The organism is Flavisolibacter ginsengiterrae DSM 18136, assembly GCF_059568575.1.
Genome location: NZ_JCANTR010000007.1, coordinates 134,472 through 155,023, shown reverse-complemented (window position 1 = coordinate 155,023; position 20,552 = coordinate 134,472). Strand labels below are relative to the sequence as shown.

Sequence of the window (20,552 nt, the reverse complement as noted above, 5' to 3'; positions counted from 1 at the left end):
ATTAGCTCGTCATCATTTGTGCAACTTCTTTTCCAACAACCGGAGCCAAAGCTACTCCCATGCCACTCATACGAACAGCACAAAAAACCCCTGGTTCCAATTCTTTGACTATCGGTGCTTTCTCGCTTCCCATTGCCATTATTCCTGACCATCGGTATTCCACCTGGTATTTGTTTACCTGAGATGGTAATATCACTTCAGCCAGGTATTTTTCAAGTTCCTCCTGGATAAATTCCGTGGTCACCATTTCTGTAGTTTCCTCTTCTTTAAAAGCTTTATTTCTTGCACCACCCAGCAACACCCTGTTTCCCAGGTTACGGAAGTAGTAAAAGCCCTCATCAGAATGAAACGTGCCCTCCCAATCCAGGCCTTCAATAGGAGAGGTTAACAATACCTGGCCGCGTGCCGGAACAATATCCACAGCGGGGTAAATGTTTTTGGTGAAAGCATTGGTGCAAAGCAATAATTGATTGGTTGAAAGCTTTCCTATGGCAGGAATATGAACATCAACATGGTCATTTATTTTTTCAAAAGCTGTTATCTCCATTCCGGTGAAGACCTGCACACCCATAGATTGAACCAACATCAGCAGGTTTTGTAAAAGTTTCCCGGAATGCAGGTATCCTTCAGAAATATTCTCAACCAGGTGGCGGGTATTGCCAAAACCAAAACCGGTAATTTTATCATCCGCAAGGCTGTACGTTTTTTTCCTGCCTGTTACAGGTCTAAGTAGCGAATTAATATATTGTAGATTGTTTTCCAATTCAGCAGGCGATAAAGAATCTGCATCACCATATAACTCATACCCGCCGCAAAGGGAAAACCCAATCTCTTTTTTCCCAAATACTTTTTGAATACGTTCAATGCCTTTAAAACGTTTTTCAACCAGTTCAAGCATATTGTCTGTGCCCATAATTTGCACATCATGTACCAATTCACTCAAACTGCCGAAACAGGCAAATCCTGCATTGCGGCTGCTGGCACCTGTGGGAATCAGGCCTCTCTCAATGATGGTTACCCGCAGATCAGGATTTTTCTTTTTCAGGTAGTAGGCAGACCAAAGACCTACAAAGCCACTACCCACAATAATAATATCCTGTGGTGCATAAAAGCTTTCCTTTTCCCAAATTGAAACCTGCATGATGAATTATGTAAGAACACAAATATCGGGAAGCGGGAAGGTATATGGATATAAATAATACCCTGAGGTTACAAGAGGTGAGTAGTTATATTACCAGGAAAAAATACCTGTTGACATATTCTATTCCTTATTTAACCCCTTTTTATATTCTATATGGTTATTTTCGGTATACAAACCATTCTATGAAAAAGATATTCCTGCTTTCTTCAGTTTTGATTAGCTTCTCCATTTCCCAGGCCCAGGGTTTTAAGGGTTTATTAAAAAAAGATTCTTCGGGTAAAATTGGTTTAGGCAAAATCCTGAGCTCCGGTTCAAAGACTGGCCTAAGCAATGATGATATTATAAGTGGATTAAAAGAGGCCCTGAGTGTGGGCACAAACAAAGCATCTCAAAAATTATCTGCGGCAGATGGCTTCTTCAAAGATGCCGCTATAAAGATATTAATGCCCGAAGAAGCTAAGAAAGTGGAAACCAAATTAAGGGGTATCGGCATGGGCAAGCAGGTGGATAATGCCATACTTTCCATGAACCGGGCTGCCGAAGATGCAGCAAAAGAAGTAGCACCTATATTTATTAATGCTATCAAGGGCATTACCATACAGGATGGTGTTGGTATTTTGAAAGGGGGAGATTTTGCAGCTACCAACTATTTGAAGGATAGAACCACAGCCTCACTTCCAGAGAAATTTCGTCCTGTTATAGAAACCTCACTGGCCAGGGTAGGTGCTACAAAATACTGGAACACCATTTTTTCCAACTACAACAGGTTCAGCGCTGAAAAGGTCAATCCAGACCTGGCTGCCTATGTCACTGAAAGGGCTTTAGCAGGCATTTTTCACCAGGTAGGCCTGGAAGAACAGCAGATTCGGAAAGACCCATTGGCGCGTACCAGTGATATTCTTAAAAAAGTATTTGCTAACTAGCTAACCAAATAGAATAATAGAATAAAAAAAGCCTGTGGTAACACAGGCTTTTTACTTATTTGAAAGTTTATTATAGATGAATGGCTTCACCATAAGCTACCTCAATAGCATCCTTGATGCTCTCACTGATAGTTGGGTGAGGATGTATGCTGTTCAACACTTCATGGTAAGTAGTTTCTAATTTCCTGGCAACTACAGTTTCGGCAATGATCTCTGTAACATTATACCCGATCATGTGTGTGCCTAGCCATTCGCCGTACTTGGCATCAAATATCACTTTCACAAATCCTTCTGTATGACCTGCAGCTGAGGCTTTACCTGAGGCACTTAGTGGGAATTTGCCCACTTTGACCTCGTAACCAGCTTCTTTGGCTTTTTGTTCTGTCAATCCTACTGATGCAATCTCAGGCGTGCAATAGGTACATCCCGGAACATTTCCATAATCCAGTGGTTCCGGTTGGTGGTTGTATTTCTTTTCGCCAAAAGCAATATTCTCTACACAGATAATTCCCTCTTTAGAGGCCACGTGCGCGAGTGCCTGGCCGGGAACACAATCCCCGATGGCGTAGATACCTGGAACGTTTGTCTGGTAATATTTATCAACACTGATAAGACCTTTTTCCGTTTTGATACCTGCAGCTTCCAGCCCCATATTTTCAATATTGGCAGTAACTCCTACGGCACTCAATAAAACGTCAGCCTCCAGGGTCACTTCGCCTGAAGCTGTTTTTACGGTGGCTTTTACACCATTGCCCGAGGTATCAACCTTTGTAACCTCTGAAGAGGTCATGATATCAATACCCTGTTTTTTAAAGTTCTTTTCCAGCTCTTTAGAGATCTCTTCGTCTTCCACAGGAACTGCTCTTGGCATGAATTCAACTATCGTTACCTTGGTTCCCATACTGCTGTAGAAATATCCAAATTCTACACCTATAGCACCGCTACCCACAACGATCATGGATTTAGGTTGCTGTGGCAGCACCATTGCTTCACGGTATCCAATGATCTTCTTACCGTCAATTGGCATGGAAGGTAGTTGGCGGCTACGTCCACCCGTAGCAATAATGATGTACTTTGTATCAACGGTCTGTTTGTTGTTATCGGCACCAGTAACTTCAATCTTTCCCCTGGCGACTACTTTACCAAAACCATTTATAACGTCGATCTTGTTCTTGCGCATCAGGAAAGCCACGCCCTTGCTCATTTTATCAGCCACACCCCGGCTTCTTTTGATCACGGCTTCAAAATTGTGCTGCCCGGTAGCCTCAATACCAAAATCCTTTGCATGCTTGATATATTCATAAACCTGGGCACTTTTTAAAAGTGCTTTAGTTGGGATACAACCCCAGTTAAGGCAAATACCTCCTAAACTTTCTCTTTCAATGATAGCTGTTTTAAAACCTAACTGTGAGGCACGGATAGCGGCTACATAACCACCGGGACCCGAACCAATTACGACTACATCGTATGCCATGTTATTACATTTTTAATTCCCTTTTCTTCCTCAAAGGAAGGAAGGTTAAGATTTAGAATGATCAAAAATCAACTTCCGGAGGCCCAGGATACACCTGTACATACAACCTCTTTCCCTGACTTTTCAAAAGCGGCACGAAGCTAATTTAAAATGAGTGAAGCACAAAGAAGGTGAACAACAGGACCATAATAAATGGTCCCGACCTGATTGGAATATTGATGTTGTTTCGGCATTGAAAGCCGATCTTCTATTAATGAAGGAATAATTTATAATAATAGGGATATGCATTATTGGTTTCTGCCTTCCAGGGACCATCTTACAGGCTTAAGTATAGTTGCCCTCTATCAACCCCCTATCTGAAGTATAGATACTGCGTGATCATCACGCAGTATCTATACTTCAGATAGGGCTTTCCCTGGGCTTTTCCCGGGACCAGGCAGGAGTCTGACAGGCGCCATTTTTAGATGAAATATTCCATAGATGGTATCTTTATTGCTGGAATAGGTATATGATCAATCATCCATCAATAGCTTTTAAGGAATATTTGGAAGAACAAATGGACCTCAGGAGGCCCTGTATTATTAAATTCAGGTCGGTGGATGGGGGTGTGTCTATATTAAAAACCCGTATCATTGATATGAGCACAGTATCTGAACGGGACATGATAGAAACAGACGCCGGGATCCACATTGGACTGGACCAGATCATACAGGTCAATGACAGAGTGGCTGAAAATTATTGCTAATATTTTCTAAACAGATGAAAATTTCTGTTATTCCCTTACTTCAATTGCCCATTTTCCCTTACCTTCGCCCTCCAAAATTTTCCAAGTCATGGCGCGAGTATGTCAGGTAACGGGTAAAACGCCAATCGCAGGTAATTCTGTTTCTCACTCAAACATTAAAACCAAGCGTCGTTTTCTACCCAATTTGCAAACAAAGAAGTTTTTCTTAGCAGAAGAGAATAAGTGGATCACTTTAAAGCTTACTGCTGATGGTATCCGTACTATCAATAAAAAAGGTCTATTAACCGTTGTAAAAGAGCTTAGAGCTCAGGGTCAACATATTTAATTAGCTAAAAAGCTAATTTTTAAATTTCAAATTAATCAACAATGGCAAAGAAAGGAAACCGTGTACAGGTAATTCTGGAATGCACTGAGCAAAAAACTACGAGCGTGCCTGGTACCAGCCGTTATATCACTGAAAAGAACAAAAAGAACAATCCTGAGCGTTTGGAATTGAAGAAATTCAATCCAAATCTGAAGAAAGTTACCGTTCACAAAGAAATTAAGTAAATGGGTAAGCCTGTAGGTTTATACATAAACCTAACCGGGTACTGCCTTTCAACTAATCAATATATCAACTTATAAGTCATGGCAAAAGCAGCAAAAACCGCGATTAAATCCAAAGATGCCAGGGCCGCCGCTGAAGCAAAGAACTGGTCAAAAGTTATCAAAGCTGTGCGTAGCCCTAAAACAGGTGCTTATACCTTTAAAGAGGCTATCGTGCATAAGGATAAAGTGAAGGATTTCTTAGCGCAGAAATAAATTAAGGGTTAGTAAATTTTCCGAAAGCTGTCCAACTGGACGGCTTTTGTTATTTGAAGCAAAAAGGCAATACCCTGCTTATCGCAGGTATATCTATTCCTATTGTATCTTGCAGCCCTTTTAACCCGGTAAAATAGTAATGGGGTACTGTGCTATAGAAACAGTTGGATCGTAAACTATCAGGTAGAAAATGCTGATGTTTCGACTCGGAAAAACAATAAGCAAAAGGAACTAATATTATGGGATTTTTCAATAAGATATTTGGCAAAAAAGAAAAGGAAAGCCTGGATGAAGGACTACAGAAGACCAAGGAAAATTTCTTTTCAAAGGTATCCAAGGCTATTGCAGGTAAAAGTACCGTAGATGAAGAAGTACTGGATGACCTGGAAGAAGCGCTCGTTACTGCCGATGTTGGGATTGAGACTACCGTTGCAATCATTGACAGAATTGAACAGAGAGTTGCAAGAGATAAATATTTAAATACCAGTGAGTTAAACATCATACTTCAAGAAGAAATCAAAGATATGCTGGTAGGTGGGCAATCTTATGATTTTACTTCAGACATACCTCATAAACCATATGTAATCCTGGTAGTTGGAGTGAACGGGGTGGGTAAGACTACCACAATTGGAAAGCTTGCCTATAATTTCAAAAAAGCAGGGAAAGCTGTGCTTCTTGGTGCTGCTGATACGTTTAGGGCTGCCGCAGTTGAGCAACTCACCATTTGGTCGGAACGAACAGGTGTACCTATTGTAAAACAGGCCATGGGTTCTGATCCTGCCGCTGTAGCTTTTGATTCTGTTCAAAGTGCTATTGCCAGGGGAACCGATGTTGTACTAATAGATACAGCCGGTCGACTTCATAATAAGGCTCATCTAATGGATGAGCTTAGCAAGATCAAAAGAAGTGTACAAAAAGTTATACCCGGCGCTCCGCATGAAGTTCTCCTGGTCCTGGATGGATCAACTGGTCAAAATGCCCTGGAGCAGGCAAAGCATTTTACCGCTGCAACTGACGTAACTGCCCTGGCCATTACCAAACTGGATGGCACGGCTAAAGGGGGTGTAGTATTGGCTATAGCAAACCAGTTTAAAATACCTGTTAAGTTCATTGGTGTGGGTGAAAAAATGGAAGATCTTCTGATTTTTGATAAGCATGAATTTGTCGATAGCTTATTCAGTATCAATAAATAGTACAAGTTACTTCCTTAATCGATTTAAGTGTGGTTACATAATGGATTACTATACTGTTTTTCAATTTCAACTCCGGAAATCAGAATATAAAAATTTTTAAAACATCCTCATTCTCTTTTATTTAGCTAAATAAGAGTGTTTCTATTTACCAATTTCTAAACAGGGCTACAATTGGAATGTAGTTACCTTTGCGTCTCGCATGAAATCTAAAACGCTCAAAAAGGATAAGGTCAATATAATCACCCTCGGTTGTAGTAAGAATATGGTGGATAGCGAGGTCTTAAGTGGCCAATTGCTGGCCAACGAGATCGATGTGGTGCACGAAAGTGGAAAGAAGGACCATAATATTGTAATTGTCAACACCTGTGGTTTTATTGATAAGGCCAAGGAAGAGTCCATCAATACTATTCTTGACCAGGTTAGCCTGAAACAAAAAGGCAGACTGGATAAAGTTTATGTTACGGGATGCCTGAGCCAGCGTTACCGCGAAGATCTTGAACAGAGTATCCCTGAAGTGGACGCCTGGTTTGGAACCATGGAACTTCCACTGATCTTAAAACAATTTGAGGCTGATTATAAAACTGAGCTCCTTGGTGAGCGGCTCCTGGCAACACCCTCTCACTATGCTTATTTAAAGATTGCAGAGGGCTGTAACAGAACCTGTGCTTTTTGCGCCATTCCCCTGATGCGGGGACAACATATCAGCCGTTCCATGGAAGACCTGGTAAAGGAGGCTGAGAGCCTTGCCCGCAGGGGTGTGAAAGAGATTCTGCTGATAGCCCAGGAATTGACCTATTATGGACTGGACCTGTACAAAAAAAGAATGTTGGCTGACCTTTTAAAAAGATTGAGCGACGTTCCAGGTATTGAATGGATACGCCTGCACTATGCATACCCGCATAAGTTTCCTATGGAAATACTCGATGTAATGCGGGAGCGGGACAATATCTGTAATTACCTGGATATGCCATTGCAGCATGCGGCAGATAATATGCTGAAAGCCATGCGCCGTAATATCACACGTGCAGAAATGGAAGATCTGGTACAAAATATAAGGGAAACTGTTCCCGGCATCTGCCTGCGCACTACCCTTATTACTGGTTTTCCGGGCGAAACACTGGAAGATGTGGAAGAACTGAAAGGATTTCTTGAACGACAGCGTTTTGACAGGGTAGGCATTTTTACCTACTCACATGAAGAAAATACTTCAGCCTACGGCTTGACTGATGATGTGCCGGCAGATGAAAAACAACGAAGGGCTGAAGACATCATGTCTGTTCAGCAAGAAATCAGTTATGAGAAGAACCAGGAAAAGTTGGGACAAACCCTTAAGGTCCTTGTGGACAAGAAAGAAGCAGGCAGGTACATTGGACGAACTGAATTTGACAGCGTTGAGGTTGATAACGAGGTAATCATCCAGACCGATAAAAAATTACTACCCGGAAATTTTTATAATGTGAAGATCACCCGTGCTTACGATTATGATCTTGAGGGTGAATTGATATAATGAAAAGAGGGCCAAAGCCCTCTTTTTTTAATCGTCATCTTTTGTTATTGTTCCTTGTTCCCCATTTTGATTTGCGGTTTCACCATCCTGCCCGTTATTGGCGGTAACATTCCTGATCTCGGTATGCCTTATTGACCCTCCCAAGTGGGCTGTTTGAGCCATGGCACCAGCGGAAATAAAGGATAAAACCAATACACTCATACGGGCCAGTTTTCCCACTCCTTTTCTGCCATAGAATAGTATCCCCGCAAGTGCCATGAGTGCAGTTATGGAGATAATGATCAGCGTGAAATTGGCTACATCTTCATGTTTTGAAATAATAGATTCGGAAACTCCCGGAAGATTTTCTACCATTTCCTCTGCTCCTTCACCGGTGAAATAGACTGGCAATGTAAATATGCCTGCTGCCAACATGATATAAAAGGATGTTTTGATTACTGTTTCATTTTTCCTGAGAAGGCCAATAATCAAAATGACAAGGCCAATAAAAGAAAGAATTACAGGCACATGCGTAAGTGCCAAATGTATTTGGGATGCGTTCATGATACTGTCTTTTAATGAATAAATAATAAATGAATGAGAAAGACTAAATGACAGTACGCGGAGGATGAAAAATGGAAAAAGTCCTGGGGCTTGCAATAAAATATTGTTGTGAAGCGAACTTTATATCCCGGGAGATTGGTAAAGGATCAATGATTTCTGGTCCTGTGGAAGGTAAACCTGCTACTAGAGAAGGAGTTGAAATAACCATCTTAAATGGTAGTTGCATATCCTCATTTTTATCCCCATCATCTCTGTGTGAAGAATAGTGTTCTTCTAAATAGTCAAAAAAAGAAACAGCAGACTTCTGCTGGTGCGCATAATAATGTTGAACCAGGGATGGTAATTTGATCAATTGTCCCAACTCAGTAAAAGAACCGGCAAAAATTACCAGGAAAAATATGGCTGTTATCCTTTTCATGCCCCTATAAATTTAATACTTATAAAGGCTGTTTCGGGTAAAACCCTGTTAAACATTTCAATAACAGTTCTGATCAATTAAATGTTTTTATTGGAAGTATTAGAACTTTTATTCCCGTCACAAGGTTTATTAATATATTAAATAAGATTGCTTGTTATTTTTTTGAATCTTCCAGGTGGAACCATGACTGGTAATAGAGGTAATAGGTTTTGGCCTCTGCTGCATATAAACCCATCATTGACAAAATATCAGGCATTTTATTTTCAGATAGTTGACTGCAACAATTTTCACAGCCGGAACAATGATTTACTTGCCTGTCTGTTTCAAGGCAGTAGTTTGGAGACTTGGTCATTTTAGAAGTTTTAAAATATATGGTTTTTTATTTCTCATATCGATGTAGGAAATCATGGTTACGTAAGTTCATGGAACAGGATAAAAAATTAACTCTTAGCTAAAATACCAGTGATAAATTCCAGGGACAATGCAAGCACGGATGAACTGGCGAATGGGATGAAGGAATTGTGTCAGGATTCAATCTTTTCCGTTTATAGCTTCTTTTTGTTCTTTTGAATCCATTACCATTGGGTTACATTTATAAAGCAAACGATCAATATGGCTTCTTCAATTGTAGAACATTATTCAACCTCAAACCCAGACACCGGGTTTGGAAACCAGCCCGGCCAGTTTGGGGGTCGGTTCATGAATAAGGATGGATCTTTTAATCTAAAAAAGACAGGTGCGCCTTATTTTAAAAGGACAAGTTTTTATTCGTACCTGCTTGAGATATCCTGGATAAAATTTATCACGCTTATTGTCCTGTTTTATTTAGTGGTGAATATTTTATTTGCCCTGGGTTATATACTTATTGGTGATGAACAATTGCAGGGGCTTTTGTCCCGGGGCTACTGGAGCAGGGCAAGAGAATTGTTTTATTTCAGTACACAAACCTTTACTACTGTTGGTTATGGAAGAATTAATCCGGTGGGTGACAGCGCAGACCTCCTGGCTTCTATACAGGCAATGGGTGGGTGGCTTTTTTTCGCTCTAGTTACGGGACTTTTATATGGAAGGTTTACCCGACCACAGGCGTATATTGATTTCAGTGAGAACGCATTGATTGCTCCCTATACAACCGGCAAGGGTCTGATGTTTCGGCTTGTTCCCTATAAAAGTAATCACCATTTGAGCGACGTACAGGTGGTTGTAAACCTTTCCTATGTTCTTATCAAGGAGGGTAAACCTGAATATGCATTTTATAAGCTAGGCCTGGAAAGATCAAGAGTGGATATGTTCAATATGAACTGGACTGTTGTGCATCCTATTGATGAGCAAAGTCCATTAGTAGATTTTACAAAAGAAGACCTGGAAAATGCAGATGTTGAAATACTTGTGCAGGTATCAGGATTTAATCCCATCTTTTCCAATGTGGTAATGCAACGCACATCCTATACTTATAAAGAAATAGTATGGGGCGCTAAGTTCAAACCTATGTACCATGAATCAGAAGATGGAATGACCACCATTCTGGAATTAAATAAATTGAATCATTTTGAAAAGGTGGAAATATAAGAGTCAATTCCTAATCGGGAAATATCAAATAGATTGATCATTAATGGTATTGTTACGGAGATTCAAATGCGGTTTTCCCATTCTTTTTTGAGTTGTTTTCGTTTAAAATAAAGAAGGAAACAAAATGACATGGTCAATAGTGCGTAAAATTCTATTCTCATAGTGTTGATTTGATTGCAGGTTGAAATTTATTATTTACCTGTTAAAACTCTTTTATGTGCAGGTAAAGAACAATAAGCAACAGAATGAAATGTAAATACTGTGAAATGAATTGTTGCCATCTTATATACATTACCAATCATTGAGTTTCTTTCTTTTATAAAAGACCAACAAACTGGTAAATGTCATTAATGATATAAATAATTCGATTCTCATAGAGGGGTGTTTATTATTTGACAACACAAAGGGTCAATTATGCCCTAAGGCAATGTTAAAATGAACCATGTTGTTCCAGAATTCATGAATGAATTCAAGAAGCTCTTAAAAGCCTCCAATTTCAGAACTTTGGCAAAAAAACATGGAGTTTAAGGATGCTACAATAGAACAGGTAGATGAAGCTTTAAGGAGTTCATGGTCAGCTTTTGAAATGTATAAAAATTATTCCCTGGCCCAGAGAGCATCACTTATGAGTGGCATCGCCCGGGAACTTGAAAAAGAGGCAGAGAACCTGGTGTTCGTAGCAGGAAATGAAACACATCTTGATCCTCCTCGTTTGCAATCAGAATTAAGAAGAACCATATTTCAATTGGATTCCTATGGTGCAGCTTGTGAAAATGGCGCATGGCTTGATGCCAGGATTGATACACAGGATAATACTAGAACAACCGCTAAGCCAGACCTGCGTAAAATGCTGATCCCCCTGGGGCCCGTTGTTGTTTTTGGGGCATCAAATTTCCCCTTTGCTTATTCTACCGCAGGAGGAGATACTGCCTGTGCCCTGGCTGCTGGTTGTTCTGTAATTGTAAAAGCACATCCAGCCCATGCTGCAACATCAGAATTGGTAGCAGCAGCTATTAAAAAGGCACTCAACAATTTAAATATGCCTGACAATATCTTCATCCATCTTCATGGTGCAGCCTTTGAAGTGGGTAAGGCACTGGTTGAGCACCCTTTAACGAAAGCAGTAGGGTTCACAGGATCAGTGGAAGGAGGCCGGTCCTTGTTTGACATTGCTTCCAGGAGGCCAGTGCCAATACCGGTATTTGCTGAAATGGGAAGCGTGAATCCTGTGTTTTTGTTGCCTGGAAAACTTGAACAGGACCCGGAGGCTATTGCCAGGGAGTTTGCTCTTTCTATCACGCAAAGTGGCGGACAGTTTTGTACCAACCCAGGAATCATGGTGGGTATCGACAGTGAATCATTAAGCAGGTTCATTCAAGACCTGCGAAACGAAATAGAAAAAGTGCAGCCTGTTGAAATGCTTCATCCCCATATTGCCAGTAGCTTTCATGAAAAGAGAAATAAGGCCCTGCAACAAGAGGGTGTAGAAGTTTTGGCCACATCAACTTACAGTTCAACTGGACAGCATACTATTCCAACCATTGCAACTGTACATGCTACTGCATTTATAAACAACCCCTTATTGCATAAGGAAGTATTTGGAACCTATTCATTATTGGTAAAATGCAGCGATATGGTTGAAATGATTGCTGTGGCGAAAGCATTGGAAGGACAATTAACGGCTACGATCATTGCTACTCCCGGAGAAGTCATTGGAAACCTTCCTTTGATTGAAATTTTAAAAGAGATGGCTGGGCGTTTGATCCTGAACGGAGTGCCTACAGGAGTGGAGGTCGCTTTGGGTATGCATCATGGAGGTCCTTATCCCGCCACAACAGATAGCCGGTTTACTGCTGTAGGTGCTGATGGGATCCGGCGTTTTGCAAGGCCAGTTTGTTATCAAAACTGGACTAATGAATTATTGCCAGATGCATTAAAAAACGAAAATCCTTTACATATCTGGAGAACTGTGAATAATCAATTGACAAAAGATCCGGTCAGTTTTGCTGAATAATGAAGACTTAACAATTTTAAATGCCGGGTTGTTTTAATTTTAAACCATGTTTGCTGAACAGCGCATTCCTTATAACCAGACCAACGCCTTTTCTAAAATTCCGCTTGATTATCTCCAGGGAGACGAAAAGCTACGTCCTTTTTATGCTGAAAATCCAACATTGGCCGGGATCGCACAAACCTTACTAAAGAAACAAAGTCAATCTGTTAACAGGAAGATCCTGGTTCAAACATTATTGGAACAGTATAAAAACATGAATGCCACCGAAAGGGTGATGGCTAATATCCAAAGGTTGGCCAATGAGAATTGTTTTACTGTTTGTACGGCTCACCAACCTAACCTGTTTACAGGTCCTTTGTATTTTATTTATAAAATACTTCATACAATTAAGCTGGCAGAAGAATTAAAGCAACATTTATCGGGGTATGATTTTGTGCCTGTTTATTATATGGGATCTGAGGATGCTGACTTTGCTGAATTGAACCATACTTATGTCGATGGAAAAAAAATTGAGTGGAAAAAGGAACAAAAAGGTGCAGTGGGGAGGATGATTGTTGACAAAAGCCTTGTGCAGCTAATAGATGAACTGGAAGGCCAATTGATCGGGGAGAAGCATGGTGCAGAAGTAATTGGTCTGCTAAGAAGTTGTTACAGCGCTGGTAAGGATATTCAAACAGCTACATTTGAATTGGTCAACGAGTTATATGGTAACTACGGACTGGTTGTGCTTATACCTGATCATCCCGTATATAAGGCCCAGATGATCCAATTGTTCGAAGAAGAATTGTTTCAAAATACTTCTGCAGGTATAGTGCAGCAAACATCTGTTAAACTGGAAGAACATTATAACGTACAGGCGCATCCCAGGGAGATCAATTTATTCTATTTAAAGGATGATATCCGGGAACGCATTATTCGAAAGGAAGAAACTTTTACTGTTCATAATACATCACTTTCTTTTTCAGCTGAAGAGATTAAAACAGAACTAGTAAATCATCCTGAACGATTCAGTCCTAATGTTATTTTAAGAGGATTGTTCCAGGAAACTATTTTGCCCAACCTGGTATTTATTGGAGGTGGAGGGGAAATGGCTTACTGGCTTCAACTAAAGGATCTTTTTAACCATTATAAAGTGGTTTACCCCGTGCTGGTATTAAGAAACTCCTTCCTTGTGATTGAAAGGAAATGGAAGGAGAAGATCAGCAGATTGAATCTTACAATTCCTGATATTTTCAAATCCGTCAATGAATTAATGACCCTGATAGTGGAACGGATGTCTTCAAATGCTATTTCATTAAATGGCAATTTTGAGAAAGCGGAGGCATTTTACGAACAAATCAAAACGCAGGCAGCCGCCATTGATCCCACTCTTGGGCAACATGTAGCTGCGATTAAAACCAGGTCTTTAAAATCTTTGCAGGAACTGGAGAAAAAAATGCTGAGGGCCGAAAAAAGGAAATATGCTGACGAGGAAAGAGGCATCCAAAATATGAAAGCTGCCCTTTTCCCGGCCAATGGCTTGCAGGAAAGGAAGGAAAATTTCAGCAGCTTTTATGCAAAATGGGGTGGCAGCTTTATAGATGAATTATATAGGCATTCGCTGGCCCTCGAACAGGAGTTTATGGTTTTGATAGAATTATAAAACCGCGATTCTCACTTTGAAGGATTTTTATCGAATGTATTAGGCCAGCCTGCAGATTGCAGGTGTTGCACTTTTTCCTGTACTTCTTTATCCATCTTTTCTTTATAGGCGGATATTTTTTCAGCCAGTTTTTCATCAAAAGCAGCAATGATCTGTGCCGCCAATATACCAGCATTTCGGGAGGCATTCAATGCAACGGTAGCTACTGGAACCCCATTAGGCATTTGCAAAATAGATAGAATAGAATCCCAGCCATCTATAGAGTTACTTGATTTAATAGGTACCCCTATTACCGGTAGTGTTGTAATAGATGCGATCATACCTGGTAAATGAGCCGCACCACCCGCACCTGCAATGATCAGTTTTAGTCCACGATCTTTAGCCCTTGAAGCATATTCCACCATTCTCAGCGGCGTACGGTGAGCCGATACGACCGTAAGCTCAAAGCCGATCTCAAAATACCGCAATATATCAGCCGCCGCCTGCATCACCGGCAGGTCGCTATCGCTGCCCATGACGATGCCAACAACAATAGTTTCTGGTTTTTGGTTTATAGTTTCTTGTTCCTTCATGATTTCAGTCTGTCTTTAAATTTTAACCCTTTATGCTCTGCAGAATTTAAATAAATAATAAAAGAAGCGATTTTACGTGATAAAATTTCAGCTTCTTCATAAAGGGCATTAAATTCTTCGGGATTGATATAATTATTGTCCAGGCAACGATAGAGTTGAGATTTTAATTCTCCTACTTCACCTTTTGAAATACCAAGTGAATTCAAAAACTCAAGTCTGCTGCTTCTTTCAAAACCTTCTGCAATATTATCCATTACGGAGCCGGAAGCAGATCTCATTTGCTCTGCAAAACGATACTCTTTATTGTTTTTAAGTATTATTATAACCGGAGATAAATTATTATAGAACTTTCTTGATAACTGCCATATCTCCAGCTCTTCAAACTTATTGATTGTTGCCATAAGAGTGAATAATGCGCCTGAAGCTACAACAAGAAACCATAAACCAAAAACCAGAAACTATTTTATCAGATCTCCTCTCAATCTCAATAGTTCTATCTCTGCTACCTTGGTGTTATAGCGGGCCTGGATCAGGCGATTGGTGGCATCGGCGAGGCTTTGTTCCGCAGTACGCATTTCAAGGAATGTGGTAACCCCTAAACGATAGCGTTCCTGTGCTATAAACAGGTTCTCCCTTACCAGCTTGATATTATCTTCTTCAAGGGAAAGCGTTTGCTGGTACAAGGTATAATCCCTGTAAGCAGTGGCAACACTGGTATTGATCTGCGCCAGGTTTCTTTTATAAGCCAGTTGTTGGTATTCGATATCCAGTTCAGCAGCCTTGATATTTCTTCGGGTGAGGTAACCATTAAAAATAGGAATGGTAGCGGTGAAACCATAGTTTAATCCTTTGTTCTGGCTAAATAATGGTTGAAAGGGATTAACCACGCTTTTATTATCTGTTCTATTAAAATTATATGCAGAATTAAAACTCAATGTAGGTAATCTTTCTGCTCTTCTTTCCTGCAGCGCAAGACCTGCTATGTCAATACTTTTCTGTGCCAGTAACAACTGGGGGTTAGTGGCTGTCAGGCTTCCCTGGATGGAGTCCAGTGTCAATCCTGTATGAATAGGAATAGTATCCTGCACAGTAAAATCATTGGTTAAAGGAATAGCCAGCAGATTATTCAACTGCTCTTTCAGTTTGAGAATATTGGTTTGTTGTGTCAGTTGTTGTGACTTCTGCGCATTATAATCAATTTGAGCCTGCAGCACATCCGATTTAGTACCTGTACCCACTTCAAACTTATATTGAGCAAGTTTGAGGCGTTCGCTGCTTAGCTGCATCTGTTCCTCGATTGCTTTCAGCTGTTGTTGCTGGCGACTGATATCATAATACGTGCGCATCAGGTCTGCCACACTGGCTATCACCTGGTTTTTAATTTGCAATTCTCCCAGTTCAACCATTTGTCCCAACCTGCGTCGGGTCACGAACATCTTCAGCCCGTCGAATAAGGTCCAGTTCAAATTGAGTGAGGCAGTGGCCACATTTGATTTGACGCCATTGCTTTCACGTTTTGTACCATCTGCCAGGACCTGCTTCTGGTTATTGTTATTGAAGTTGATACCGCCATTGGCATTCAGCCGTGGATAGAATGCATAGTCAGCGAATGCATAATCCAGTGCAGCCAATGCTGAATCATTTCTTGAAAGCTGGATATCATAATTATTGGCAAGAGAAGTGGCAATAGCCTCTTCTACACTTAATGGTCGCTGGGCTTTTGCAATAAATCCGATCAGACAACTACAGGCCAGTGCAATATTTTTTAGTCTCATTAATGTAATAATTGTGCATGTTCTGCTTCCTTCTGCTCTTCTTCCAAAACTTCCAGTTCATTTCTTTTCTTATTGGAAGACAGGTAAGAATACATTGCAGGAATAACAAATAAAGTCAATACAAGTGAAAACATGATACCACCTACCATTACAATTCCCAGAGGTATGCGGCTGGTTGCAGCTGCACCCAGGGAAAGAGCAATTGGTAATGCTCCCAGTGTCATGGCAAGGCTAGTCATCAAAATAGGTCTCAGGCGCTGAGAGGAGGCATAGATCACGGCATCGCCTTTTTTCATTCCGTGGATACGGTTCTGATTGGCAAATTCAACAATCAGGATACCATTCTTGGTAACAAGACCAATCAACATGATCATACCGATCTCGGAAAATATATTCAGGGTCTGGTTGAATAACCATAATGATAATACCGCACCGGCAATGGCCAGTGGTACTGTTACCATGATAATAAATGGATCTATAAAGCTTTCAAACTGTGCTGCCAGGATCAGAAATATAAGGCCTAAGGCCAGGAAGAAGGCAAAGCCAATATTACTGGAGCTCTCCTGGAAGTCACGGCTGTTTCCTGCCAGCGATGTAGTGTAGGTATCATCCAATAATTTGTCGGCTATCTGTTGCATGGCTTGAATGCCATCACCTATAGTTTTACCCGGTGCAAGGCCTGCCGAAATGGTAGCCGATTTAAATCGGTTAAAATGATAAATGGTAGATGGAGTGGTGGCTTCTTCGAAGCTTACCAGGTTATCCAGACCTATCATTTCACCTTTTTGATTGCGCACATACAAAGATTTCAGATCTGTTGGATCATCCCTGTCAGATCTGGCCACCTGTCCATATACACCATATTGTTTTCCTTCCTTTGTAAAATACCCCATCCGGCGGTTACTCAATGCCAGTTGAAGCGTTTGGGATACATCTTCCACGCTCACTCCCAGCTCGCTGGCCTTCAGGCGATCTACATTGATCCGGAGTTCAGGTTTGTTGAATTTCAGGTCTGCATCAACTCCCTGTAATACTGGGTTATTATTGGCAGCTTCCAAAAATGGAGGAAGTACTTGTGCCAGCTTATCGAAATTATTATTCTGTATTACGAATTGAACGGGTTGTCCACCACGGCGATTTACCTGTATGGTCTGCTCCTCAATAGCAAAAGCCCTTCCTTCATTGAACCTGGATAGATTCTTATTGACCATGGCCACAATTTCCTTTTGGGAACGTGTTCTTTCTTTAGGGTCAACCAATGTAACACGTACCATTCCTGAATTGGTAGCACCACTGATGAATCCCGGTGCTGTGATTGAAAGCACGGTTTCTTTTTCAGGAACAGAATCAAGCATAAAATTAGTGACCCTTTGTACATAGTCATCCATGTAATCATAGGCTGTTCCTTCGGGAGCCGTAAGAGCCAGCCTGAATTGACTTCTGTCCTCCATTGGCGCCAGTTCAGATGGTATTCCCTGGCCGATAAAATAGATAATAGCACCACAAATAGCGATGATAACAAATGCTATCCAGCGCACCTTCATGAAACGCGTAAGCGCATTTTTATAGCTGTCTTCCATCCACCGGAAGAAAGGTTCTGTTCGTGTATAAAACCAGGAATGCTGGTGAATGTCCTTCCTGGTCATTTTGACGTTCAATACAGGGGTAAGGGTAAGGGAAACAAAGGCTGATATCAATACAGCGCCAGCCACAACTATTCCGAATTCCCGGAACAAACGGCCCACAAAACCCTGGAGGAATACAATTGGAAGGAATACTACCGCAAGTGTAATGGAAGTTGCAATAACTGCAAAGTAGATCTCTTTGGATCCTTCTTTGGCTGCCTGCCACTTATTCATTCCCCGTTCCATCCTTTTATAAATATTCTCTGTAACAACGATACCATCATCCACTACAAGACCTGTGGCTAAAACTATGGCAAGGAGGGTCAATACATTTATGGTAAACCCACAGATATACATGATAAAGAATGCCCCGATCAAAGAAACAGGAATGTCGATCAGCGGCCTGATGGCTATCAGCCAGTCCCTGAAGAAAAGGTAAATAATAAGAATTACCAGTACAAGGGAGATGATCAGTGTTTCTTCTACCTCTGAAATGGATTTCTTGATAAACTTCGTTTGGTCTAATGCAATATTGAGCTTGATATCTTCTGGCATTTCCCTTTTGATCTGCTCATATCTTTTATAGAATTCATCAGAGATACTTACGTAGTTGGAACCAGGCTGCGGTACAATAGCCAGGGCGATCATAGGAATGCCACTTTCCCGTAATTGTGATTCCTCATTTTCGGGCCCCAGCACTGCTTCTCCAACATCTTTTACCTTTATGTCGCTTCCATTAACATTCTTGATAATGATGTTATTGAATTCTTCTTCTGTATTTAATTTTCCAAATGTTCTTACGGATAATTCTGTTGCATTACCTGATATCTTTCCAGATGGCAATTCTACATTTTCCCTGAGTAATGCATTCTGAACATCCAGGGGCGTTAATTTATAAGCCGTTAGCATTTCTGGCTTGAACCAGATACGCATCGCATATCTTTTCTCGCCCCAGATCTGTATTCCACTAACACCAGGGATGGTTTGCAATCTTTCCAGCAATACATTGTTTCCCCACTCCGTTAGCTCTAACTGGTTCTTGGTTGAACTTTGAACAGTCATGGAGATGATTGCATCAGAACTGGCATCAGCCTTCGATACCACCGGAGGGGCGTCAAGGTCTGATGGCAGGGACCTGGCTGCCTGGGAAACTTTATCTCTTACGTCATTGGCTGCAGCTTCCAGGTCAATCCCAAGGTCAAATTCAACATTGATATTGCTGGAGCCTGCATTACTCGAAGACGTAATGTTTTTGATACCGGCAATACCATTGATCGCTTTTTCAAGCGGCTCTGTAATCTGGGATTCAATAATATCCGGGTTAGCGCCTGGATAGGAGGTACGTACATTGATATTGGGAGGGTCAATGGCAGGATAATCGCGTATACCAAGGAACTTAAATCCAATGATCCCGAATACTACGATCAGGATGCTCATCACAATGGCTAATACTGGCCGCTTTAATGAAAGTTCACTTATGTTCATCGTTTATTAGTTAAGATCGACATGTAAAAAACACCAGGAAACAAGTTTCCTGTATTTACCTGTTGCAGTGGGCACGTCAACTTTGCTTATTGATAATCTTATTCACAACAATTGGTGCTTTTGGTTTCACGGTAAGAAGGCCTGTAACCACAACTGTATCTCCTTTTTTCAAACCGCTTGTGATCTGTACCATGGAAGAATCCCTCATGCTTGTGGTCACATCAACAAAGTCAGCTATCCCATTTCTTGCAACAACTACCCGCTTTCCCCTTGCTTGTGGAATTATGGCTTGTGAAGGTATTAATAGGGCATTGGGATCCGGTTCAAAATTCATCCTGACCTTGGCAAAATTACCGGGCTTTAATCCTGTAACGTCGCCTTTTACCTGGGCCCTCATCACTAAAGTCCTTGAGTTTAGATCAATTCCTGATTCGGTAGCAGAAATGACTGCAGAATAATTTCTATCACTTCCTTCTACACTAAAATTGACATATTGTCCTTTATGAACCTGGTTTGCATATTTTTCCGGAAGGTTAAAATCGATCTTTAGGTCTGCTGTCTTTTGAATGGAAGCAATAATGGATTGAGGAGTGACATAGGCACCCATACTGATATCCTTCAAACCGAGTTTGCCACTAAAAGGGGCTCTAATTACTGTTTTGGCAATTGCTGTATTGATAATGTCAAGATCAGCGCGGAGATTACTCACCTGGAGCGCACTTGCTGCATAATCTTCCTTGCTGATACCACCAATTTCCAGAAGCTTCTCATGACGACTGGAGGTTTGTTGTGCAATCTGCAGTTGTACCTGCAATTTTCTTTTTTGTGCCTGCAGGTCCGCATCATATAATTTAGCTAATACTGCTCCTTTGCTTACAAAATTCCCCTCCCTGACGTTCAGGTTGATAATTCTTCCTGATACTTCGGGGTGTATTTCTGTGGCATCCTCTGATACAATTGTTCCGGGTATTTCAAGGGATTCACTTACAGTCTGAGTTTGAACTATGAAACCATCGACCCGGGGTACAGGGGGTTTGTTACCCATCTTTTGTTTTGATTCGGCTTCCTCCTTGCGTTTACTGCTGCAGGAGCTGATTTGAAATGACAGGATCGTAATAAATAATA

20 protein-coding genes are annotated in these 20,552 nt (G+C 41.0%); 10 read left to right on the top strand and 10 right to left on the bottom strand.

Annotated elements, in window-relative coordinates:
• Position 1 precedes the first annotated feature (1 nt).
• The gene (locus BP74_RS09545) at positions 2–1,141 is read right to left on the bottom strand and encodes an NAD(P)/FAD-dependent oxidoreductase (RefSeq protein ID WP_496373456.1); all 1,140 of its coding nucleotides are present in this window, start codon (positions 1,139–1,141) and stop codon (positions 2–4) included.
• Positions 1,142–1,323: 182 nt separating this feature from the next.
• On the opposite strand from BP74_RS09545, the gene BP74_RS09540 reads away from it, so the two are divergent.
• Positions 1,324–2,064, top strand: a complete 741-nt coding sequence (locus tag BP74_RS09540; RefSeq protein WP_496373454.1) for a DUF4197 domain-containing protein — start codon at positions 1,324–1,326, stop codon at positions 2,062–2,064.
• A 70-nt stretch (positions 2,065–2,134) separates the two neighbouring features.
• Here BP74_RS09540 and lpdA read toward each other — a convergent pair whose 3' ends face one another.
• Positions 2,135–3,538: a dihydrolipoyl dehydrogenase gene (gene lpdA, locus BP74_RS09535; RefSeq protein ID WP_496373452.1), complete on the bottom strand. Its 1,404-nt coding sequence runs from the start codon at positions 3,536–3,538 to the stop codon at positions 2,135–2,137.
• A 508-nt stretch (positions 3,539–4,046) separates the two neighbouring features.
• Here lpdA and BP74_RS09530 point away from each other — a divergent pair.
• The 6 genes from BP74_RS09530 (at position 4,047) to rimO (ending at position 7,784) form a co-directional block, all read left to right on the top strand.
• Positions 4,047–4,283 (top strand): hypothetical protein, encoded by a 237-nt coding sequence (locus tag BP74_RS09530; RefSeq protein ID WP_496373450.1) that lies wholly within the window; start codon positions 4,047–4,049, stop codon positions 4,281–4,283.
• A gap of 88 nt (positions 4,284–4,371) precedes the next feature.
• Entirely contained in the window at positions 4,372–4,608 is a 237-nt protein-coding gene (gene rpmB / locus BP74_RS09525) for a 50S ribosomal protein L28 (RefSeq protein ID WP_496373448.1), read from the top strand.
• A 41-nt stretch (positions 4,609–4,649) separates the two neighbouring features.
• Positions 4,650–4,832, top strand: a complete 183-nt coding sequence (rpmG, locus tag BP74_RS09520; RefSeq protein WP_072835402.1) for a 50S ribosomal protein L33 — start codon at positions 4,650–4,652, stop codon at positions 4,830–4,832.
• A gap of 78 nt (positions 4,833–4,910) precedes the next feature.
• Positions 4,911–5,084, top strand: a complete 174-nt coding sequence (locus tag BP74_RS09515; protein WP_496373446.1) for a DUF4295 domain-containing protein — start codon at positions 4,911–4,913, stop codon at positions 5,082–5,084.
• 239 nt (positions 5,085–5,323) lie between these two features.
• The gene (gene ftsY, locus BP74_RS09510) at positions 5,324–6,277 is read left to right on the top strand and encodes a signal recognition particle-docking protein FtsY (protein ID WP_496373444.1); all 954 of its coding nucleotides are present in this window, start codon (positions 5,324–5,326) and stop codon (positions 6,275–6,277) included.
• Positions 6,278–6,476: 199 nt separating this feature from the next.
• Entirely contained in the window at positions 6,477–7,784 is a 1,308-nt protein-coding gene (gene rimO, locus BP74_RS09505) for a 30S ribosomal protein S12 methylthiotransferase RimO (RefSeq protein WP_496373442.1), read from the top strand.
• Positions 7,785–7,811: 27 nt separating this feature from the next.
• Here rimO and BP74_RS09500 read toward each other — a convergent pair whose 3' ends face one another.
• From BP74_RS09500 to BP74_RS09490, 3 genes are all read right to left on the bottom strand, one after another.
• A complete protein-coding gene (locus BP74_RS09500; RefSeq protein ID WP_496373440.1) occupies positions 7,812–8,327 on the bottom strand; it encodes a DUF2231 domain-containing protein in 516 nt (171 codons plus the stop codon).
• A 43-nt stretch (positions 8,328–8,370) separates the two neighbouring features.
• The gene (locus tag BP74_RS09495) at positions 8,371–8,745 is read right to left on the bottom strand and encodes a hypothetical protein (protein WP_496373438.1); all 375 of its coding nucleotides are present in this window, start codon (positions 8,743–8,745) and stop codon (positions 8,371–8,373) included.
• A gap of 154 nt (positions 8,746–8,899) precedes the next feature.
• Positions 8,900–9,097 (bottom strand): hypothetical protein, encoded by a 198-nt coding sequence (locus BP74_RS09490; protein ID WP_496373436.1) that lies wholly within the window; start codon positions 9,095–9,097, stop codon positions 8,900–8,902.
• A 260-nt stretch (positions 9,098–9,357) separates the two neighbouring features.
• Between BP74_RS09490 and BP74_RS09485 the strand changes: the two genes are divergently transcribed.
• The 3 genes from BP74_RS09485 to bshC all read left to right on the top strand — a co-directional run bounded on the left by BP74_RS09485 (position 9,358) and on the right by bshC (position 13,970).
• Entirely contained in the window at positions 9,358–10,314 is a 957-nt protein-coding gene (locus tag BP74_RS09485) for an ion channel (RefSeq protein ID WP_496373434.1), read from the top strand.
• A gap of 517 nt (positions 10,315–10,831) precedes the next feature.
• Positions 10,832–12,328 carry an aldehyde dehydrogenase (NADP(+)) gene (locus tag BP74_RS09480; protein WP_496373432.1) on the top strand — a complete coding sequence of 499 codons (1,497 nt, stop codon included), beginning with the start codon at positions 10,832–10,834 and terminating at the stop codon, positions 12,326–12,328.
• Positions 12,329–12,374: 46 nt separating this feature from the next.
• Positions 12,375–13,970, top strand: a complete 1,596-nt coding sequence (gene bshC / locus BP74_RS09475; protein WP_496373430.1) for a bacillithiol biosynthesis cysteine-adding enzyme BshC — start codon at positions 12,375–12,377, stop codon at positions 13,968–13,970.
• 11 nt (positions 13,971–13,981) lie between these two features.
• Here the strand turns inward: bshC and purE are convergent, their stop codons facing one another.
• The 5 genes from purE to BP74_RS09450 all read right to left on the bottom strand — a co-directional run bounded on the left by purE (position 13,982) and on the right by BP74_RS09450 (position 20,472).
• Complete coding sequence (purE, locus tag BP74_RS09470; RefSeq protein WP_496373428.1) at positions 13,982–14,542, bottom strand: 5-(carboxyamino)imidazole ribonucleotide mutase; 561 nt, start codon at positions 14,540–14,542, stop codon at positions 13,982–13,984.
• Positions 14,539–14,943 (bottom strand): four helix bundle protein, encoded by a 405-nt coding sequence (locus BP74_RS09465; protein ID WP_496373426.1) that lies wholly within the window; start codon positions 14,941–14,943, stop codon positions 14,539–14,541. Before BP74_RS09465 ends, purE begins: the two co-directional genes overlap by 4 nt.
• Before the next feature lie 57 nt (positions 14,944–15,000).
• On the bottom strand, positions 15,001–16,317 hold the full coding sequence (locus BP74_RS09460) for a TolC family protein (RefSeq protein WP_496373424.1): 1,317 nt from the start codon (positions 16,315–16,317) through the stop codon (positions 15,001–15,003).
• The gene (locus tag BP74_RS09455; RefSeq protein ID WP_496373422.1) at positions 16,317–19,427 is read right to left on the bottom strand and encodes an efflux RND transporter permease subunit; all 3,111 of its coding nucleotides are present in this window, start codon (positions 19,425–19,427) and stop codon (positions 16,317–16,319) included. The genes BP74_RS09460 and BP74_RS09455 overlap by 1 nt, the downstream gene beginning before the upstream one ends.
• Before the next feature lie 76 nt (positions 19,428–19,503).
• A complete protein-coding gene (locus tag BP74_RS09450; RefSeq protein ID WP_496373420.1) occupies positions 19,504–20,472 on the bottom strand; it encodes an efflux RND transporter periplasmic adaptor subunit in 969 nt (322 codons plus the stop codon).
• Positions 20,473–20,552: the final 80 nt, after the last annotated feature.

Bases quoted from the DNA above. Each gene is read 5' to 3' on its own strand.
- BP74_RS09500 (WP_496373440.1), bottom strand. From the start codon at position 8,327: ATGAACGCATCCCAAATACATTTGGCACTTACGCATGTGCCTGTAATT.
- BP74_RS09545 (WP_496373456.1), bottom strand. From the start codon at position 1,141: ATGCAGGTTTCAATTTGGGAAAAGGAAAGCTTTTATGCACCACAGGAT.
- rpmG (WP_072835402.1), top strand. From the start codon at position 4,650: ATGGCAAAGAAAGGAAACCGTGTACAGGTAATTCTGGAATGCACTGAG.
- BP74_RS09515 (WP_496373446.1), top strand. From the start codon at position 4,911: ATGGCAAAAGCAGCAAAAACCGCGATTAAATCCAAAGATGCCAGGGCC.
- BP74_RS09485 (WP_496373434.1), top strand. From the start codon at position 9,358: ATGGCTTCTTCAATTGTAGAACATTATTCAACCTCAAACCCAGACACC.
- BP74_RS09465 (WP_496373426.1), bottom strand. From the start codon at position 14,943: ATGGCAACAATCAATAAGTTTGAAGAGCTGGAGATATGGCAGTTATCA.
- BP74_RS09490 (WP_496373436.1), bottom strand. From the start codon at position 9,097: ATGACCAAGTCTCCAAACTACTGCCTTGAAACAGACAGGCAAGTAAAT.
- BP74_RS09480 (WP_496373432.1), top strand. From the start codon at position 10,832: ATGGAGTTTAAGGATGCTACAATAGAACAGGTAGATGAAGCTTTAAGG.
- BP74_RS09540 (WP_496373454.1), top strand. From the start codon at position 1,324: ATGAAAAAGATATTCCTGCTTTCTTCAGTTTTGATTAGCTTCTCCATT.
- BP74_RS09450 (WP_496373420.1), bottom strand. From the start codon at position 20,472: ATGGGTAACAAACCCCCTGTACCCCGGGTCGATGGTTTCATAGTTCAA.
- BP74_RS09495 (WP_496373438.1), bottom strand. From the start codon at position 8,745: ATGAAAAGGATAACAGCCATATTTTTCCTGGTAATTTTTGCCGGTTCT.
- BP74_RS09455 (WP_496373422.1), bottom strand. From the start codon at position 19,427: ATGAACATAAGTGAACTTTCATTAAAGCGGCCAGTATTAGCCATTGTG.
- lpdA (WP_496373452.1), bottom strand. From the start codon at position 3,538: ATGGCATACGATGTAGTCGTAATTGGTTCGGGTCCCGGTGGTTATGTA.
- ftsY (WP_496373444.1), top strand. From the start codon at position 5,324: ATGGGATTTTTCAATAAGATATTTGGCAAAAAAGAAAAGGAAAGCCTG.
- rpmB (WP_496373448.1), top strand. From the start codon at position 4,372: ATGGCGCGAGTATGTCAGGTAACGGGTAAAACGCCAATCGCAGGTAAT.
- bshC (WP_496373430.1), top strand. From the start codon at position 12,375: ATGTTTGCTGAACAGCGCATTCCTTATAACCAGACCAACGCCTTTTCT.
- BP74_RS09460 (WP_496373424.1), bottom strand. From the start codon at position 16,317: ATGAGACTAAAAAATATTGCACTGGCCTGTAGTTGTCTGATCGGATTT.
- rimO (WP_496373442.1), top strand. From the start codon at position 6,477: ATGAAATCTAAAACGCTCAAAAAGGATAAGGTCAATATAATCACCCTC.
- BP74_RS09530 (WP_496373450.1), top strand. From the start codon at position 4,047: ATGATCAATCATCCATCAATAGCTTTTAAGGAATATTTGGAAGAACAA.
- purE (WP_496373428.1), bottom strand. From the start codon at position 14,542: ATGAAGGAACAAGAAACTATAAACCAAAAACCAGAAACTATTGTTGTT.